Source organism: Pseudomonas sp. GP01-A4 (assembly GCF_058780865.1).
Map to the genome: position 1 here is coordinate 1 of NZ_JBYSWF010000099.1, position 17233 is coordinate 17233.

The following is a 17233-nucleotide window of genomic DNA, read 5'->3' on the forward strand; positions in this document are numbered from 1 at the left end:
TGCCGAGTGGTGGGGCAAGAGCGTTTTGCTTACTTTTGCGCTGTTCAAAAGTGAGCCGCTGTAAGAGCGGAACCAATTTAAGCCATCACCCAAATAACGGATATTCACCCCCAAAGCCTACCGCTCAATCGACCGACTCCACCGCGCATTCCACTCGGGCCGTGCCTGGTTCACCTGGTCCCAGTCAATCGAAATCGCCGTCTGCAAATAACTGTTCATCGCCTCCACCCGCGCCCGGGTTTTGTCGGTAGTCGGCGTCGTAGGATTCGAAGGAATCTGATCCCCCAGTTCCAAAGCCGGCGCCTGAGCCTCTGCGGTCAACAAGAACTGCGCCAGTTTTTGCGCCAACTCCGGCTGGTCATTCCGCGCAATCACACACTCCGCCACGTTCAACACCACCGCGCCTTCCTTCGGCTGCGCATACTCCATCGGCACACCCAACAACTGCTGCGTGGTCACCTGCGTCGGCGTCAGCGGAAAGATCGCCGCCTCATCCGTCTGCACCATCTCGGAAATCTTCGCCGAGCTGGCGATGTACTCCAGCACGTTGGGCCCGACGGTTTTCGGCCAGGCCTTGAACCCCGGCTCCACGTTGGTCTCGCTGCCCCCCTGAATCCGGTTGAACATGAGGAACCCGTGCAACCCAAATGTGGACGAGGCCAACGACTGGAACACCACCTTGTCCTTGAAGCGCGGGTCGGCCAGGTCCATCCACGACGTCGGCGGCGCCCAGCCCTTTTCCTTGAACATTTTGGCGTTGTAACCCAACCCGGTCACCCCGAGCGTCACCGCAACCGCTTCTTCCTTGATTTTGGCCTTGGCCGGAATCTGGTCCAGGGTCGGGTTGGGCGTGAGCTTCTCGCACAACCCCATGGAAATCGCGCGGTACATGATGCCGTCGTCGAGGAACATCACGTGCATCTGCGGGTTGTCCTTGTTGGCCTGCACCTTGGCCAGGATGTCCGACGAGGTGCCCGGCACGATCACCACCTTGACGTTATTGGCCTTTTCGAACGCGGGCAGCACCTTGTCGGCGTAGACCCGCTCCATGGTGCCGCCGTTCATGCCCAGGTACAGCGTCGGTGCGGCGTGGGCCGCCGTGCTCAACAGGGCGAGGGACAGGCAAGACAGCGCAGTACGTTTGATCATGTGCATGAATCTTCCTCTCAGGCTTGGAAACGACGGATGGAAAATGCTTCGATGGGCTGCCGGCTGGCCCCCGTGCAGACGATCTCTGCCAGGGCTTCACCGACCGCAGGGCCGAGCTGGAACCCGGCGCCGGCAAAGCCGAAACCGTGGAGCAGGCCGGGTTGGGTGCTGCTGTCGCCGATCACCGGTTCGTGGTCGGGCAGATAACCTTCGGTGCCGCTCCAGGTACGGATCGCCTGGGCACCCTTGAGGAACGGGTACAACTCGCCGGCATTGCGCAGAATCTCCAGCACCGCCGCCTGGCCCGGGCGGGCTTGTTGCGGGCCCAGGGCAAAGCCGCGCCCGCCACCGAGGATGCAATTTCCCCGGGCGACTTGCCGCGCATAAATCCCGCCGCCTTCCACCCCGGTGCTCACGTCCATCACCACCGGCAACGGCTCGGTCACCAGCATCGCCGGGTGCGCCGAGGTCATCGGCACCGGCTCGCCAAAGTGCGCGGCCACGGTGCCGGCCCAGGCGCCGGCGCAGTTCAGCAGCCAGGGGGCTTGCAGCTGCAGCCCATTGGCACAGCGCAACTGAAACCGCTGGCCGTCATGTTCAAGATGGGTGACTTCGGTTTGCTCCATCACCCGAGCACCGTGGCGTTGCGCTGCGCGGGCAAAGGCGGGGGAGACCAGGCGCGGATTGGCGTGGCCGTCTTCGGGGCATAACGACGCGCCGACTGCCACATCACCCACCCACGGGAACCGGGCGCGCAGTTGAGCGTGGTCAAGCATTTGCAGGCCCAGGCCAAAGCCGCGTGTAGCGTCGGCGTAAGCCTGCAGAGCCGCCAGATCGTCATGACTGCGGGCCAGTTTCAAATGCCCGGAGCGCACGTATTCGCCGTCGATGGCAATCAGCCCCGGCAAGTCGGACCACAGCTCATGGGCACGTTGCGATAGCGGCAGTTGGTGCAATGGCCGCCCCTGGCGCCGCACGCCGCCATAGTTCACACCGCTGGAGTGCGAGCCACAAAAGTCCCGCTCCAGCAGCACCACGCGGCGACCTTTCTGCGCCAGCATCAAAGCCGCCGAGGCCCCGACAATCCCGCCACCCAACACGATCACTTCACTGCCGATCATGGCTGCACCTCCACGCCAAACGGCAAGGGTTTGATCGGTGCCTGGCCACGCAGGCGGCCAACGTTTTCAATCTCGCGGCCACTGCGCTGGGCAACGATTTCCGCCGCCGCCAGCCCGCACATCCGGCCCTGGCAGCGGCCCATGCCAACCCGGCAATGGGCCTTGACCCGGTTCACTTCCCAGTGGCCTTCGTCCACCACCGCGCGTACTTCGCCGACGCTGACTTCTTCACAGCGGCACAGGATCAGTTCGTCCGGAGCTTCAGCGGCCCAGTTTTCCGGGAAGGGGAAGGCGGTTTCCAGGCCGTGGCGAAAGCGCTGGATACCTGCCAGTTGTTGTTCCAGCACGGGCCCGCGACGGTGGTCGATGGCAACACCGCTGTCTTCGAGCAAGGCCAATGCCGCTCGCTCGCCGGCCATTTGCGCCGCATCGGCGCCCATGATTCCTGCACCGTCGCCAGCCAGATACACCCCCGCGACACTGCTACGCCCGGCCGCATCTCGCTGGGGCAACCAGGCGCGGTTCAATGCATTCCAGGCAAATTCACAGCCGAGTAAATCCGCCAGTTGAGTCTCGCTGCGCAGGGCATGGGCGAAGGCCACGGCATCACAGGCGATTTCCTGCTGGTCCCAGTGGATGCCCGTCACTCGTTGCTCGCCGTTGATGTGCGACAACGTTGCCCCTTGATGCACCGGGATGCCGTGGGCCGTGAGCCAGGCGCGGTAGTACAAACCCTTGGCCAGGGTCGCCGGCTGGCCGAGCAATGCCGGCAAGGCGCGGCACTGGGCGCTGAACGGCGCGCTGTCGAGCACCGCCACCACCCTGGCCCCGGCCTTGGCGTACTGATACGCCACCAGGTACAGCAACGGCCCGCTGCCGCAAAACGCGACGCGCTCACCGATGGCGCAGCCTTGATACTTCAGCGCGATTTGCGCCGCGCCCAGGCTGTACACACCGGGCAGCGTCCAGCCCGGCACGGGCAGGATGCGGTCGGTGGCGCCCGTGGCGACGATGATCTGCGTGTATTCGATGCTTTCGGCGTGGCCGTTGTTGAGCATGTCCAGGCGGCCATTTTCCGCATTCCACACCAGGGTTTCCGGCCGGTAGTCGATCCGGGTGGCCAGCTCATCCATGGTGCGATGCAGCGCTGTCGCCTTGCCCGCTTCAAACCCATACAGCTGCTTGGCCGAGCGCTGGAAGTTCGCCGGCTGGCGCCGATAGATCTGGCCGCCACCGCGCAGGCTCTCGTCCACCAACACCGGGGTCACGCCATGGTCCAGCAAGGTCCGGGCTGCGGTAATGCCCGCCGGGCCTGCGCCCACTATCACCACGCTCTTCATGCCTGACGCCCCGGGTCACGGCGAATCGCCTGGCCGTCTTCCAGCAAGGTCGAACAGGCGCGCACTCGCCGACCATCTTCCAGGCGTACCCAGCAATCCTGGCAGGCCCCCATCAAGCAGAAACCGGCGCGGCGTTCGGCGCTGAAATCACTGCCCCGCAGGTGCTCGGCGCAGGTCAGTACGGCAGTCAGCAAGGTGTCCCCAAGCAGGCCCGTGGCAGGCTGTCCATCGAGGGTGAACGCCAGGCTGGGCCGCTCGGTTTCCGCCAGTCGTTTGAACAGTGCCATCAATGTTTCCCTACCAACACGCGATCCAGGCCGTAGACCCGGTCCAGCAGAATCATTGCCGCCGCCGTCAACCCGATCACCAGCGCCGACACGGCCGCCATCATCGGGTCGATGGATTCGGTGGCGTACACGTACATGCGCACCGGCAAGGTCTGGGTGGCCGGCGAGCTGACAAAGATCGACAGGGTCACTTCATCGAAACTGTTGATGAACGCCAGCAACCAGCCGCCGGCCACGCCGGGCAGAATCATCGGCAAGGTGATCTGGCGAAACAGAGTGAAGCGGCTGGCGCCGAGGGATTCGGCAGCCTGCTCGGCGCTGCGGTCAATGCCGATGGCGGCCGCCAATACCAGGCGCAATACGTAAGGCGTGATGATCACCACGTGGGCCAGCATCAACCAGGTGAAGCTGCCGTTGACGCCCATCATTGCGAACAGCCGCAGCATCGCCACCCCCAGCACCAGGTGCGGGATGATGATCGGCGAGAGGAACAGCGCACTGAAGAAGTTACGGCCGGGGAACTGGTAGCGACTGATTGCCAGCGCCGCCGGTACCGCGATCAACGTCGCCAGGGTGGCGGCAACGAACGCCAGGACCAGGCTGTTGTAGAACGCCTGGATAAAGTCCGCGCGCTCGAACACCGCATGAAACCAGCGCAGGGAGAAGCCCGAAGTGGGCAGGCTCAAGGTGTTTTCCGGGGTGAAGGCCACCAGGCACACCACCACCAGCGGCGCCATCATGAACAGCACCACCAGGCCGTGAAAGCCCAGGGCCAAAGGACCGTTTCTGGACATCGTCTTATACTCCCAGGGACTTTTTGTAGCGGCCTTCGACTATGCGGTTCCAGCTCAGCATGATCAGCAAGTTGACCAACAGCAGCACCACCGCGATGGTCGCGCCCATGGGCCAGTTGAGTTCCGAGAGGTATTGGTCGTAGACCACCGTGGCGACCATCTTCAGGCGGCGTCCGCCCAGCAGGCCGGGGATCGCGAAGGAGCTGGCAGCCAGGCCGAACACGATCAGGGTGCCGGACAGCACGCCGGGCATCACCTGCGGCAACACGATCTTGCGCATCACCGTGGCCTGGCTGGCACCCAGGGACAGCGCCGCCTGCTCCGCCGACGGGTCGAGCTTCTGCAGGGAGGTCCACACCGGGATGATCATGAACGGCAGCATCACGTGCACCAGTGCGATGATCACGGCGAACGAGGTGTACAGCAGCTTCACCGGCTTGCCGCCCAGGGCCTGGATCACCTGGTTCACCAGGCCATCGGCACCCAGCAGCAGGCTCCAGCCGAAGGCCCGCACCACCACCGAAATCAGCAGCGGGGTGAGGATCAGGATCAGGAAGATCGAGCGCCATGGCGTGCCCATGCGGCTGAGGATGTAGGCCTCGGGCACGCCGATCACCACACACAGCAAGGTCACCAGGGCACTGATCCAGAAGGTGCGCCAGAAGATCTCGTAGAAGTACGAATCGCTGAACAGCGACAGGTAGTGGGCGAAGGTCCACTCATCGGCCTTCACCCCTACCTGATAGTCGAACACGTTGAACGACAGCACCAGTGTCAGGCCCAGGGGCAGGATCAGCAGCCCGAAAAACAACACCAGCGCCGGCAACGACAACAGGTAGCCACGGCTCATGCGCGCACCTCATCCGCGGCCAGCACCCGCAACAGGTTCGACTCCCAGTCCAGGCCCACTGCAGCGCCGCAAGCCAATGGCGCGCTGCCGTCATTGCGGCGGACCACGGTCAGCTCGCCGATCTGGGTCTTGATGCGGTACAGCCATTGGCTGCCGAAGAAGTAGCTGTCGAGGATCCTACCTTGCAGCCGGCCGTTGCCGGCCGCCACCAGGTCGATCTTTTCCGGGCGCAGGCTCAGGGTCAGTTCGCCGTTGCCGGGCTCGAAGCGCACTTGCGGCGCGCCGAGTTGATCGAAGTCGCCCGCCAGCAGGTTGGCCTTGCCGACAAAATCCGAGATAAAGCGTGTGCGCGGGTGTTCATAGAGTTTGTACGGCGCGTCGATCTGCGTCACGCGCCCGGCCTGCATCACTACTACCCGGTCGCTGATGGACAGCGCCTCGGCCTGGTCGTGGGTGACCATCAGGGTGGTGATCCCGACTTCACACTGGATGCGACGGATCTCGAACTGCATCTCTTCGCGCAGGTTGGCGTCGAGGTTGGAGAGGGGCTCGTCCAGCAGCAACACTGGCGGCTCGATCACCAGGGCGCGGGCCAGAGCCACGCGCTGGCGCTGGCCGCCGGACAGTTCCCTCGGGTAGCGCTCGGCGTGGGGCGCCAGGCGCACCAGTTCCAGCACGGTCTTGACTCTGCTTGCGATCTCCGTGGCAGGCACCTTGCGCATCTTCAGGCCGAAGGCGACGTTGTCGCGCACGCTCATGTGGGGGAACAGCGCGTAGCTCTGGAACACCACGCCGAGGCCGCGGCTGGCGGGTTTGGCATGGGTGATGTCGCGACCGTCGAGGACGATCTGGCCACCGGTGACGTCGACGAAGCCGGCGATCATTTGCAAGGTGGTGGTCTTGCCGCAGCCCGAGGGGCCGAGCAGAGACACGAATTCGCCTTTTTCCACCGCAAGATCAGTGGCGACCACCGCGTCGACGGCGCCGTAGCGTTTGCTCAAGGCGTTGAGTTGGAGAAAAGCCATGTCTGCGTTCCACCTTTTTGAGTCGCGTCGAAACGCGCTTTTTTGTTTTGGGCAGATGCGAAAAGGGTGTTGCGGGTGCGTTGGCGCTCGATCTTGAGTCGGCTGCCGTTAGTTGTTCATTTCGCCCCTGTGGACGCAGATTAGGGCGAAAGACTAGGATGGCGGAAGATGGAATTTCACTGGATAGAGTACTTTTTTCAGTTTCATTCACTGACCAGAATTTAGTGTGAGATATCGGCTTATGGATTCCACTGAGCGGAATGAAAGTGTCAAGGAAGTCGGCGCCGGTGGCGTCTCCCGGTTGTTTGCATTACTGCGCATCCTCGGCGCGGCGCCGGACGGTGGTGAACGGGTGACGCAACTGGCGCAGCAGGTGGGGCTGTCGCAACCCACCACCCACCGACTGCTGCGCAGCCTGATGGACGAGGGCATGGTGGAGCAGGATGCGCGCAGCAAGCGCTATCGGCTGAGCCTGGAGTTCTTCGCACTGGCGGCGAATGCGGGCAACACCGGCAACCTGCGGGACCTGGTGCGGCCGAGCATGTTGCGCCTCAGTGCATCCTTGGGGGATTCATTGTTCCTGCTGGCGCGCAGCGGGTTTGATGCGATCTGCCTGGACCGCAGTGAGGGGCCGTATCCGATCCGTACCTTTACCGGTGATATCGGCGGCCGCGTTGCGCTGGGCGTGGGGCAGGGCAGCCTGGCGATTTTGGCGTTTTTGCCGGAGGAAGAGCGCGAGACGGTGATCCGCTACAACTTGCCGCGGCTCAAGGATTTTCACCTGTACGACGAGGTGTTTTTGCGTTCGGAGGTGGAGAGTGTGCGGCGGTTGGGGTATGCGGCGCGCAATACCGGGGTGCTGGAAGGCATGGCCGGGTTGGCGGTGCCGATCCTGGATCGCAATGGGCATGCGGTGGCGGCGTTGAGTGTGGCGACCATCAGCGACCGGCTGGGGCCGGGGCGGTTGCCGACGGTGGTGGAGTTGTTGAAGCGCGAGGCGGCGGCGATCGGGCCGAAGATCAATCCGTTTGACCCGACATTGCGCCGGCCTTCGCAGATCTTCGGTGGGTAGGTAATACCAGTAACGACACAGATCAAATGTGGGAGCGGGCTTGCTCGCGAATGCGGTGTATCAGTAAAAAATTTGGTGACTGACACACCGCATTCGCGAGCAAGCCCGCTCCCACATTTTAGACCGTGGCCATCTGTGGGATCCGGGTTGGACTCATCGCCGCCATCGCCACCGAAGTCGCCGCCGTGCGCGTCTCCACTCCCAACTTCACATACACATGCTCCAGATGCTTGTTCACCGTCCTCGGACTCAACCCAAGAATGTCGCCAATATCCCGATTGGTCTTGCCACACGCCACCCAACGCAGCACTTCCACCTCCCGCTCCGTCAGTTGAAACCGCGCCGACAATAGCTTGTGCGCCGGCTCATCCTCCAGGGTGATCACGCTCGGCTGTGTCGCCGCCCGCGCCGACAGCAAAATCCGCGACGTACGCAAATGCGCCGCCACCCGCGCCAGCACTTCATCGGTCTGGATCGGCTTGGTCACGTAATCGCTGCCGCCCACCTCGAACCCCTGCACCACATGCTTGCTGTCGGTCAGCCCGGTCATGAACACCACCGGAATATCCGCGCTGGCCGGTTGTGCCTTGAGCCGGCGGCAGGTTTCAAAGCCGTCCAGGCCGGGCATCACCGCGTCCAGCAGGATCAAATCCGGGCGCCGGCGTTGCACGCGGTTCAGCGCGCTGAGGCCGTCCAGCGCCACCAGCACCATGTAGCCAGCGTCGTCCAGGGCGTCGGAGAGCATGGCCAGGTTGTCCGGGGTGTCGTCGACAATCAGCACCACGCCGGGCTCAGCGCTGTGGGTCAAGGCATTCATCTTCGGCCTCCTTCAGGATGCGGTTGAGTTCTTCCAGGCGAAAGCTTTTCAGCAAGGCCCGGAGCTTGTTGATGAACGGTGCGGTACCTGGGCTGTCCAGCACGATGACGTCGAGCTTTTCATGCAAACCACGCACATAGCCAATGGCGCTCAGTTCGGCGAGCACCGCGAGTTCTTCTGCGCTGGGTAGCGCGCCTTGGGTCGCGACCGGCGCGGCGAGCGGTGTGCGACGGCGCAGCCATTGCAAGTCCAGGTGCAGTTGCAGGCGTCCGAGCAGTTCAGGGGTACGCACCGGCTTGGCCAGGTAGTCGTTGCAGGCGCCGGCGATGCTGCGTTCGCGGTCGTCAGTGAAGGCGTTGGCGGAGATGATGATAATCGGCGCGGCAGACAGCGCATTACGCCGGATCATCCGGCTGGTGGCCCAGCCGTCCATGGTCGGCATCGACAGGTCCATCAGGATCAGGTCCGGCGACAGCAGCGCCACCTGGCGGATCGCCTCCTGGCCATTGCTGGCCTGGGACACCTCGAAGCCCAGGGGCGTGAGCATGCCGCTGAGCACCTTGCGATGGTCCACGTGGTCATCCACCACCAGGATGCGCCGTCGTTCGCCGTGGTAGCCGATGATGTCGTGCTCCACGTGCACCACGGCTTGAGGCACGCGGACCTGGGACAGGAACAGCCGTACCTGGAAGCAGGTGCCCTTGTCCAGCTCGCTGACCACCCGCAATTCGCCGCCCATCAGCGAGGTCAGCATGCGTGTGATGGTCAGGCCCAGACCCACGCCCTTGTCCTGGCGCATCAGGTCGCCGCGTTCGAACGGCTGGAAAATCCGCTCGATCTGTTCGGGGTCAATCCCGATGCCGGTGTCGATGATCTCGAAGTTGGCGGTCTCGCGCATGTAGCTGACCCGCAGGCGCACCTCGCCGCTGTCGGTAAAGTTGATCGCGTTGCCCAGCAGGTTGATCAGGATCTGCCGCACGCGTTTTTCATCGCCGCGCACTACGGCGGGGATCTTGCCCACGCAGTCCAGGCGAAAGCGCAGGCCCTTGTCTTCGGCCTGGGGGGTGAACATCTGCTCCAGGTCGTGGATCAGTTCCGGGAAGGGGATTTCGGTGAGCTCCAGGCGCAGCTTGCCGGCCTCGATCTTGGCCACGTCCAGCAGGCCGTCGATCAGCGACAGCAGGTGCGAGCCGCTGCGCAGGATGGTCGCCAGGGCGTCCTGATGCTGTTCGGGCATGGCACTGTCGCGCTGCAGGATCTGGGTGAAGCCAAGGATGCTGTTGAGCGGCGTGCGCAGCTCGTGGGACAGCCCGGTGACGTAGCGACTCTTGGCCGCGTTCGCTGCTTCCGAGGCTTCCTTGGCCTGTTGCAGGGCCTGGTCGGTGAGGCTGTGGGCGGCGATCTCCTGCATCAGCAGCGAGGTTTGCCGGTCGGATTCTTCCTGGGCCACCCGCCGGCTTTCACGGGTGAGTACTACCCACCAGGCGAGTACGGCGGCCAGCACCGAGAGCGTGAGGAACGCCTTGAAAAACGCCTGGTACAAGGTTTGCGAATGGGGCAAACCCTGGGCCGCCTGCATGTAGATCAGCGCCAGGGCCCCGGCGAGCATCAGCACCAGCGCCATCAACAATCCGAGGTAATGCGCCAGCCGGGTATGCAGGCGCGGTACCAGCGTGGTCGGCAACAACCAGCGCAACACCCCTTCGAACTGGCTGGCCAGGCGCGCGTGGGGTTTGCAACGGTCGCCGCAACGCGCATCCAGTGAGCAACAGAGCGAGCAGATCGGCGTGCTGTAGGCCGGGCAGAACGCCATGTCGGCGGTCTCGAACGGGTTGCTGCACAGCCCGCAGATCACCAGGCCGGTGCCGGGTTGCGGGTGAATCAATTGCGCCTCGCTGCTGCGCGCAATGTAGTAGCGGCCCTTGGTCAGCCACGCCAATAGCGGCGCCATGATTAACGCGGTGCCCAGCGCGACAAACGGTGGCGCGGCCTGGGCCAGGGCGCCGAACAGGCCGAAGTGGGCGAGAATCGACAGCAGCGAGGCAATCAGCATCGAGCCGACGCCCACCGGGTTGATGTCGTAGAGGTGCGCACGCTTGAATTCGATGTGTTTGGGCGACAGGCCCAGGGGCTTGTTGATTACCAGGTCCGCTACCAGCGTGCCGATCCAGGCAATCGCGATATTCGCGTAGAGCCCCAGCACCTGCTCGATCACATCGAACACGCCGAGCTCCATCAGCATCAGCGCAATGGCGACGTTGAACACCAGCCACACCACGCGGCCGGGGTGGCTGTGGGTCACGCGGGCAAAGAAGTTCGACCAGGCCAGGGAGCCGGCGTAGGCGTTGGTCAGGTTGATCTTCATCTGCGAGATGAACACGAACAGCACCATCGCCCCCAGCGCCCATTCGGGAGAGGAGAACACATAGCCGAACGCGACGAGGTACATCTGGGTTGGCTCGGCGGCGCGCTCCATGGGGATTTCATGTTGCAGGGCGAGGAACGCCAGGAACGCCCCGGCGAACATTTTCAACGCCCCCGGCACGATCCAGCCGGGCCCGGCGCATAACAGCGCGGCCCACCAGCGCTTGCGGTTGGCGCTGGTTTTTTCCGGAAGGAAGCGCAGATAGTCCACCTGTTCGCCGATCTGCGTGACCAGCGACAGCGCCACGGTGCAGGCGGCGCAGAACGACAGCAGATTGAAGTCGCCACCGTCGCTGCTGCGGCCGACAAAGCTGGTCCAGTCGCTGAAGGCCTCGGGGTTCTTCCACAACACGAAGCCATAGGGCAGCACCAGCAGCACCAGCCACAGCGGTTGCGTCCACAATTGCAGGCGGCTGATCAGCGTTACGCCGTAGGCCACCAGCGGGATCACCAGCAGTGAACAGATGACATAGGCGATGGCCAGCGGGATATGGAAATACAACTCCAGGGCAAGGGCCATGATCGCCGCTTCCAGGGCGAAGAACAGGAAGGTGAAACTGGCGTAGATCAGCGAGGTGATGGTGGAGCCGATGTAACCGAAGCCCGCGCCGCGGGTCAGCAGGTCCATGTCCACGCCATAGCGGGCGGCGTAGTAGCTGATGGGCAGGCCGGTCAGGAAGATCACCAGGCTGATGGCGAGGATCGCCCAGAAGGTGTTGGTAAAGCCGTAGCTCAAGGCCAATACGCCGCCGATGGCCTCCAGCGCCAGGAACGACACCGCGCCCAAGGCGGTGTTGGCGATGCGCAGTTCCGACCATTTGCGGAAGGACTTCGGGGTGTAGCGCAGGGCGTAGTCTTCCATGGTCTCGTCGGCGACCCAGGAGTTGTAGTCGCGGCGGATCTTGACGATGCGCTGGGTGCCGGGGAGGGGGTGCACGGTGGGGAACTCCTGCAAGGATGGGGAGATGGCAGCAATATTCGTGCCCCAGTCCTGCGGGGTGCGCTCTTCGTGGCGAGGGAGCTTGCTCCCGTTGGACTGCGAAGCAGGCCCAGCAAGACCACTTCATTTTTCCAGGCAGAACCGGGTCGCCGGTTTTGGGGCCGCTGCGCAGCCCAACGGGAGCAAGCTCCCTCGCCACAGGGGTTTCCTTTCCCAAGGCGGGCGGGATCCTGCTCGAAAATGGTGCGCAACGGCATACGTCAAATGACGTACCCCGTTACGTCAGGCTGCGTATACCCGCCGTGGCCACCTGCCGCCATGCTGAACCCCTCATTGCAGAGGAGTCGCCCCATGGAATCACGATTGATCCGCTCCAAACCGTTGTTGGCCTTATCACTGCTGGCGGCGAGTCTGTTCAGCCATGGCGTCATGGCCGACAACGAAGGCCTGGCGGTGACGCCTACCGAAGTCACCGTCGGCCAGTTGCACTCGGCCACCGGCACCATGGCGATTTCCGAAACCGGTTCGATCCAGGCCGAACGCCTGGCCATCGAGCAGATCAACGCCTCGGGCGGGATCCTCGGGCGGCAGATCAAGGTGATCCAGGAAGACGGCGCGTCCGACTGGCCGACCTTCGCCGAAAAGGCCAAGAAACTGCTGGTGAACGACAAGGTGGCTGCAGTGTTCGGCTGCTGGACCTCCGCTTCACGCAAAGCCGTATTGCCGATCTTCGAGAAAGAAAACGGCCTGCTCTACTACCCGACCTTCTACGAAGGCCTGGAACAGTCGAAAAACGTGATCTACACCGGCCAGGAAGCGACCCAGCAAATCCTCGCCAGCCTCGACTGGATCGCCAAGACCAAGGGCGCCAAAACCTTCTACCTGGTGGGCTCGGACTACATCTGGCCGCGCACCTCGATGAAGATCGCGCGCAAGCACATTGAAAACGTCCTGCACGGCACCGTGGTCGGCGAAGACTACTACCCGCTGGGCAACACCCAGTTCGGTTCGCTGATCAACAAGGTCAAGCTGAAAAAGCCTGACGTGGTGTTTGCGGCCGTGGTGGGCGGCTCCAACGTGGCCTTCTACAAACAGCTCAACGCAGCGGGCGTGAACGCGTCCAAGCAAACCCTGTTGACCCTGTCGGTGACCGAAGACGAACTGCTGGGCATCGGCGGCGAAAACATGGCTGGCTTCTATGCCTCGATGAAGTACTTCCAGAGCCTCGACAACCCGAACAACAAAGCCTTCGTGGAAGCGTTCAAGGCCAAGTACGGCAAGGATGCAGTGATCGGTGATGTGACCCAGGCGGCCTACCTCGGCCCATGGTTGTGGAAAGCGGCGGTTGAGAAAGCCGGCAGTTTCGACGTGGATAAAGTCGTCGCCGCATCGCCTGGCATCGAGCTGAAAAACGCGCCGGAAGGCTATGTGAAGATCCACGAAAACCATCACCTGTGGAGCAAGTCGCGCATTGGTGAAGTGCAGCCAAACGGGCAGTTCAAGGTGATCTACGAGTCGGATCTGATCGAGCCGAATCCGTTTCCGAAAGGCTATCAATAACCTCGGGTCTGGCGCTGATCTGAATGTGGGAACTGGTTTTGTGTGGGAGCGGGCTTGCTCGCGAAAGCGGTGAATCAGTGAGTGCATCCGGTACTGACACACCGTATTCGCGAGCAAGCCCGCTCCCACACAAGCCAGCTCCCACATAAAGCAGAAGCAGATTGCATTTCAACCTCCCGCTCAGGAGACCATCATCATGGAATGGCTATCGGAATTTGGAGCCATCGCGGCGATGCAGGGGTTCAACGGCTTGTCCGTGTTCTGCGTGCTGTTGCTGATGGCATTGGGACTGGCAATCATCTTCGGCCAGATGGGCGTGATCAACATGGCCCACGGTGAGTTCCTGACCATTGGCGCCTACACCACCTACGTCTGTTCCAGCCTTACCGCGCATTTCGCGCCAGGCTTTCAGCCGTACTACTTTTTCGTTGCCATTGCCCTCTCATTCCTCGTCGCCGGCGCCGTGGGCTGGCTGGTGGAATGGGCGATGATCAGCCGCTTGTACAAGCGGCCCCTGGACACTTTGCTCGCCACCTGGGGTTTGTCCCTGGTGATGCAGCAAACCTTCCGCTCGGTGTTCGGCGCCCGTGAAGTGAGTGCCGAACCGCCGGCCTGGCTGATGGGTTCGGTGAACCTCAGCGACGCCATCGAGATCCCGCGCAACGGCCTGTTCATGATGGGCCTGACCGTGCTGCTGACCGGGGCGATCTTCGTCATGCTCTACCGTTCGCGCTGGGGCTTGCAGGTGCGCGCCACCGTGCAGAACCGCTTGATGAGCCGGGCGGTGGGCATCAACACGCGCAAGGTCGACCGCATGACCTTCGCCCTCGGCTGCGGCGTGGCGGGCGTGGCCGGTGCGGCGTTCACCACCATCGGCTCCACCGGGCCGACTGCCGGTTCGCAGTACATCGTCGACACCTTCCTGGTGGTGGTGTTCGGCGGTGCGCAAAGCCTGTTCGGCACCATTGCCTCGGCGTTCGTGATTGCCCAGACCCAATCGCTGTCGGAGTTTTTCCTCAGTGGCTCGATGGCCAAGGTGCTGACGCTGTCGTCGGTGATCCTGATCCTGATGCTGCGCCCGCAAGGGTTGTTCTCCATCAAAGTGCGCAAGTAGAGGCGAACCGATGAAGGCTCTAGACAAACTGCTGGGCGGCCAGCAAAACCTGATCGGCATCGTGCTGTTGGCGCTGTTGATCCTCGTGGTGTTCCCGCTGACCCTGGACGCCTTCCGGCTGAACATGGTCGGCAAGTACCTGACCTACGCGTTCGTCGCGGTGGGCCTGGTGTTGTGCTGGGGTTATGGCGGGATTCTCAGCCTCGGGCAGGGGGTGTTTTTCGGCGTCGGCGGCTACTGCATGGCGATGTTCCTGAAGCTTGAGGCCTCGGACCCGATCAGCACCAAGATCCAGTCCACCCCGGGCATCCCGGACTTCATGGACTGGAACCAGATCACCGAACTGCCGTGGCTGTGGCAGCCGTTCCACAGCTTCACGTTTACCTTGTTCGCGGTGATTGCGGTGCCGGTGCTGCTGGCGTTCATCATTGGCATGGCGCTGTTCAAGCGGCGGGTGGGCGATGTGTATTTCTCCATCGTCACCCAGGCGATTGCGCTGATCCTCACGGTGCTGATCGTCGGCCAGCAAGGCCTTACCGGTGGTGTCAATGGCATTACTGACCTCAAGACCCTGCTGGGCTGGGACCTGCGCGGTGACGGCGCGAAGATGATCCTGTATTTCATCAACGCCGGGCTGTTGTTCGGCTGCATCTTCATTGGCCGTTTCATCCTCGCCTCGAAGCTGGGCCGGCTGTTGATGGCCATGCGTGACAAGGAAGAGCGGGTACGGTTTTCCGGGTATGACGTGGCCAGTTTCAAGATTTTCGTGTTCTGCGTGGCGGCGGCGTTCTCGGCGATTGGCGGGGCGATGTTTGCCTTGCAGGTGGGCTTTATGTCGCCGTCGTTCGTGGGCATCGTGCCGTCCATCGAGATGGTGATCTTTGCCGCGGTGGGCGGGCGCATGTCACTGCTGGGCGCGGTGTATGGCGCGTTGCTGGTGAACTATGGCAAGACCTACTTTTCCGAATCCTTCCCTGAGCTTTGGCTGTACCTGATGGGCGGGTTGTTTATCGCCGTGGTCATGTACTTCCCCAACGGCCTGGCGGGGTTGTGGGACAGCCATGGTCGCCAGGCCCTGGCCCGAGTGTTGCGGCGCAAGCCGGTGATCAAGGCCGAACCGGCGAAGATCAAGCCCAAGGCTGAAGCCAAGATCCTGGAGACACAGCCATGACCGCCGTTGGTTTTGAAATGAAGAAACCGGTGTTGGCTATCGAAGGCCTCACCGTGTCATTCGATGGCTTCAAGGCTGTCGACAACCTCAACCTGTATATCGACCGCAATGAAGTGCGGGTGGTGATCGGGCCCAACGGCGCCGGCAAAACCACGGTGCTGGATTTGATCTGCGGCAAGACCCGCGCCACCAGTGGCAGCATCCAGTTCGACGGCCAGGAACTGACCAAAATGCGCGAATACAACATCGTGCGCGCCGGGGTAGGGCGCAAGTTCCAGAACCCATCGATCTACGAAAACCTCACGGTGTTTGAAAACCTCGAGATGTCGTATCCGGCCGGGCGCAAGGTGTGGGGCGCGCTGTTTTTCAAGCGTAATGCCCAGGTGATTGCGCGGGTCGAGGAGGTGGCGCGGGAAATCTTCCTCGGCGACTTGTTGCAGCAGCAGGCGGACCTGCTGTCTCACGGGCAAAAGCAGTGGCTGGAGATTGGCATGCTGCTGATGCAAGACCCTGAATTGCTGATGCTCGACGAGCCGGTGGCCGGGATGAGCGTCAACGAGCGGGCGCAAACGGCCGAGTTGCTCAAGCGCATCAGCCAGGGGCGCTCGGTGTTGGTGATCGAGCATGACATGGAGTTCGTCAAGAGCATTGCCCACAAGGTCACGGTGTTGCATCAGGGCAAGGTGCTGGCCGAGGGCAGCATGGAGTCGGTGCAGAGCAATCCGAAAGTCATTGAAGTGTATTTGGGCCACTGAGGAGTCGGGCATGTTCAAGATCGACAAACTGTCGTGTGGGTACGGGCAGAGCCAGATTCTTCACGACCTGGAGCTGGATGTGGCGAAGCGTGAGATCGTCGCGGTGATGGGGCGCAACGGGATGGGCAAGACCACGTTGTTCAAGAGCCTGATGGGTATTTTGCCGCAGTGGCAGGGGCAGGTGAGTGTGGATGGGCATGATGTGTCTGCGCTTGAAACCCATGAGCGGGTGGAGCGGGGGATTGCCTATGTGCCGCAGGGGCGGATGATTTTTCCCAGCATGAGTGTGTTGGAGAATATTCAGACTGGGTTGCCGGCGGCGGCCCGGGGCAGAGTGCCTGAGGATTTGTATGCGCTGTTTCCGGTGCTGTATGACATGCGTTCGCGCAAGGGTGGGAATTTGTCTGGGGGGCAGCAACAGCAGTTGGCGATTGCCCGGGCGTTGGCGACGAATCCCAAGGTGTTGTTGCTCGATGAGCCGACTGAGGGGATTCAGCCTTCGATCATCAAGGACATTGCTCGTACGCTTAAGGAGATTCGCAATTTGCGGGATTTGACGATTGTTGTTTCTGAGCAGGTGTTGTCGTTTACTTTGGAAATTGCTGATCGGTTTTTGGTGATTGAGAAGGGGAGGTTTGTGATTGAGGAAACTCGGGATCGGGTGGATGAGGCGACTATCAGTCGGTATTTGTCGGTTTGACCTGGCTGGGTACATATCCGTTATTTGGGTAACGGCGGCTTATGGTTTCGCTCTTACAGCGAGTCACTTTGCAAAAGCGGCAAAGTAACCAAAGCGCTCTGCCCCGCCTGTCGG

15 protein-coding genes are annotated in these 17233 nt (G+C 62.4%); 6 read left to right on the forward strand and 9 right to left on the reverse strand.

What is annotated here, in order from left to right:
* Positions 1-117: 117 nt before the first annotated feature.
* Genes AC3WKX_RS31900 through AC3WKX_RS31930 form a run of 7 tightly spaced genes read right to left on the reverse strand, consistent with a single transcriptional unit; the run spans position 118 to position 6566 of the window.
* On the reverse strand, positions 118-1149 hold the full coding sequence (locus AC3WKX_RS31900; RefSeq protein ID WP_003218283.1) for an ABC transporter substrate-binding protein: 1032 nt from the start codon (positions 1147-1149) through the stop codon (positions 118-120).
* Positions 1150-1166: 17 nt separating this feature from the next.
* Positions 1167-2270: an NAD(P)/FAD-dependent oxidoreductase gene (locus tag AC3WKX_RS31905; protein WP_102606301.1), complete on the reverse strand. Its 1104-nt coding sequence runs from the start codon at positions 2268-2270 to the stop codon at positions 1167-1169.
* Complete coding sequence (locus AC3WKX_RS31910; protein ID WP_102606300.1) at positions 2267-3610, reverse strand: FAD/NAD(P)-dependent oxidoreductase; 1344 nt, start codon at positions 3608-3610, stop codon at positions 2267-2269. The genes AC3WKX_RS31905 and AC3WKX_RS31910 overlap by 4 nt, the downstream gene beginning before the upstream one ends.
* Entirely contained in the window at positions 3607-3897 is a 291-nt protein-coding gene (locus tag AC3WKX_RS31915) for a (2Fe-2S)-binding protein (protein WP_003218277.1), read from the reverse strand. Before AC3WKX_RS31915 ends, AC3WKX_RS31910 begins: the two co-directional genes overlap by 4 nt.
* Complete coding sequence (locus AC3WKX_RS31920; protein WP_003218275.1) at positions 3897-4691, reverse strand: ABC transporter permease; 795 nt, start codon at positions 4689-4691, stop codon at positions 3897-3899. The genes AC3WKX_RS31915 and AC3WKX_RS31920 overlap by 1 nt, the downstream gene beginning before the upstream one ends.
* A 4-nt stretch (positions 4692-4695) precedes the next feature.
* Positions 4696-5541, reverse strand: coding sequence for an ABC transporter permease (locus AC3WKX_RS31925; RefSeq protein ID WP_102606299.1), 846 nt, complete (start codon positions 5539-5541; stop codon positions 4696-4698).
* On the reverse strand, positions 5538-6566 hold the full coding sequence (locus tag AC3WKX_RS31930) for an ABC transporter ATP-binding protein (protein WP_003218271.1): 1029 nt from the start codon (positions 6564-6566) through the stop codon (positions 5538-5540). The genes AC3WKX_RS31925 and AC3WKX_RS31930 overlap by 4 nt, the downstream gene beginning before the upstream one ends.
* 241 nt (positions 6567-6807) lie before the next feature.
* Between AC3WKX_RS31930 and AC3WKX_RS31935 the strand changes: the two genes are divergently transcribed.
* Positions 6808-7638 carry an IclR family transcriptional regulator gene (locus AC3WKX_RS31935; RefSeq protein WP_003218269.1) on the forward strand — a complete coding sequence of 277 codons (831 nt, stop codon included), beginning with the start codon at positions 6808-6810 and terminating at the stop codon, positions 7636-7638.
* Positions 7639-7756: 118 nt separating this feature from the next.
* On the opposite strand, the gene AC3WKX_RS31940 is transcribed toward AC3WKX_RS31935, so the two are convergent.
* The gene (locus AC3WKX_RS31940) at positions 7757-8455 is read right to left on the reverse strand and encodes a response regulator (protein ID WP_008430557.1); all 699 of its coding nucleotides are present in this window, start codon (positions 8453-8455) and stop codon (positions 7757-7759) included.
* Positions 8430-11816, reverse strand: coding sequence for an ATP-binding protein (locus AC3WKX_RS31945; RefSeq protein ID WP_102606302.1), 3387 nt, complete (start codon positions 11814-11816; stop codon positions 8430-8432). The genes AC3WKX_RS31940 and AC3WKX_RS31945 overlap by 26 nt, the downstream gene beginning before the upstream one ends.
* Before the next feature lie 354 nt (positions 11817-12170).
* Between AC3WKX_RS31945 and urtA the strand changes: the two genes are divergently transcribed.
* The 5 genes from urtA to urtE all read left to right on the forward strand — a co-directional run bounded on the left by urtA (position 12171) and on the right by urtE (position 17119).
* Positions 12171-13379: an urea ABC transporter substrate-binding protein gene (urtA, locus tag AC3WKX_RS31950; RefSeq protein WP_003218263.1), complete on the forward strand. Its 1209-nt coding sequence runs from the start codon at positions 12171-12173 to the stop codon at positions 13377-13379.
* Between the two features lie 196 nt (positions 13380-13575).
* Positions 13576-14493 (forward strand): urea ABC transporter permease subunit UrtB, encoded by a 918-nt coding sequence (gene urtB / locus AC3WKX_RS31955; RefSeq protein ID WP_003218261.1) that lies wholly within the window; start codon positions 13576-13578, stop codon positions 14491-14493.
* 10 nt (positions 14494-14503) lie between these two features.
* Positions 14504-15664, forward strand: coding sequence for an urea ABC transporter permease subunit UrtC (urtC, locus tag AC3WKX_RS31960; RefSeq protein WP_102606298.1), 1161 nt, complete (start codon positions 14504-14506; stop codon positions 15662-15664).
* Positions 15661-16419: an urea ABC transporter ATP-binding protein UrtD gene (urtD, locus tag AC3WKX_RS31965; protein ID WP_003218258.1), complete on the forward strand. Its 759-nt coding sequence runs from the start codon at positions 15661-15663 to the stop codon at positions 16417-16419. The genes urtC and urtD overlap by 4 nt, the downstream gene beginning before the upstream one ends.
* A gap of 10 nt (positions 16420-16429) precedes the next feature.
* Positions 16430-17119 carry an urea ABC transporter ATP-binding subunit UrtE gene (gene urtE / locus AC3WKX_RS31970; protein ID WP_008430563.1) on the forward strand — a complete coding sequence of 230 codons (690 nt, stop codon included), beginning with the start codon at positions 16430-16432 and terminating at the stop codon, positions 17117-17119.
* Positions 17120-17233: the final 114 nt, after the last annotated feature.

Excerpts from the sequence above, each read along its gene's own strand:
- urtA (WP_003218263.1), top strand. The coding sequence starts at position 12,171 with ATGGAATCACGATTGATCCGCTCCAAACCGTTGTTGGCCTTATCACTG.
- AC3WKX_RS31915 (WP_003218277.1), bottom strand. The coding sequence starts at position 3,897 with ATGGCACTGTTCAAACGACTGGCGGAAACCGAGCGGCCCAGCCTGGCG.
- AC3WKX_RS31935 (WP_003218269.1), top strand. The coding sequence starts at position 6,808 with ATGGATTCCACTGAGCGGAATGAAAGTGTCAAGGAAGTCGGCGCCGGT.
- AC3WKX_RS31930 (WP_003218271.1), bottom strand. The coding sequence starts at position 6,566 with ATGGCTTTTCTCCAACTCAACGCCTTGAGCAAACGCTACGGCGCCGTC.
- AC3WKX_RS31940 (WP_008430557.1), bottom strand. The coding sequence starts at position 8,455 with ATGAATGCCTTGACCCACAGCGCTGAGCCCGGCGTGGTGCTGATTGTC.
- urtB (WP_003218261.1), top strand. The coding sequence starts at position 13,576 with ATGGAATGGCTATCGGAATTTGGAGCCATCGCGGCGATGCAGGGGTTC.
- urtD (WP_003218258.1), top strand. The coding sequence starts at position 15,661 with ATGACCGCCGTTGGTTTTGAAATGAAGAAACCGGTGTTGGCTATCGAA.
- AC3WKX_RS31905 (WP_102606301.1), bottom strand. The coding sequence starts at position 2,270 with ATGATCGGCAGTGAAGTGATCGTGTTGGGTGGCGGGATTGTCGGGGCC.
- urtC (WP_102606298.1), top strand. The coding sequence starts at position 14,504 with ATGAAGGCTCTAGACAAACTGCTGGGCGGCCAGCAAAACCTGATCGGC.
- AC3WKX_RS31900 (WP_003218283.1), bottom strand. The coding sequence starts at position 1,149 with ATGATCAAACGTACTGCGCTGTCTTGCCTGTCCCTCGCCCTGTTGAGC.
- AC3WKX_RS31910 (WP_102606300.1), bottom strand. The coding sequence starts at position 3,610 with ATGAAGAGCGTGGTGATAGTGGGCGCAGGCCCGGCGGGCATTACCGCA.
- AC3WKX_RS31925 (WP_102606299.1), bottom strand. The coding sequence starts at position 5,541 with ATGAGCCGTGGCTACCTGTTGTCGTTGCCGGCGCTGGTGTTGTTTTTC.
- AC3WKX_RS31920 (WP_003218275.1), bottom strand. The coding sequence starts at position 4,691 with ATGTCCAGAAACGGTCCTTTGGCCCTGGGCTTTCACGGCCTGGTGGTG.
- urtE (WP_008430563.1), top strand. The coding sequence starts at position 16,430 with ATGTTCAAGATCGACAAACTGTCGTGTGGGTACGGGCAGAGCCAGATT.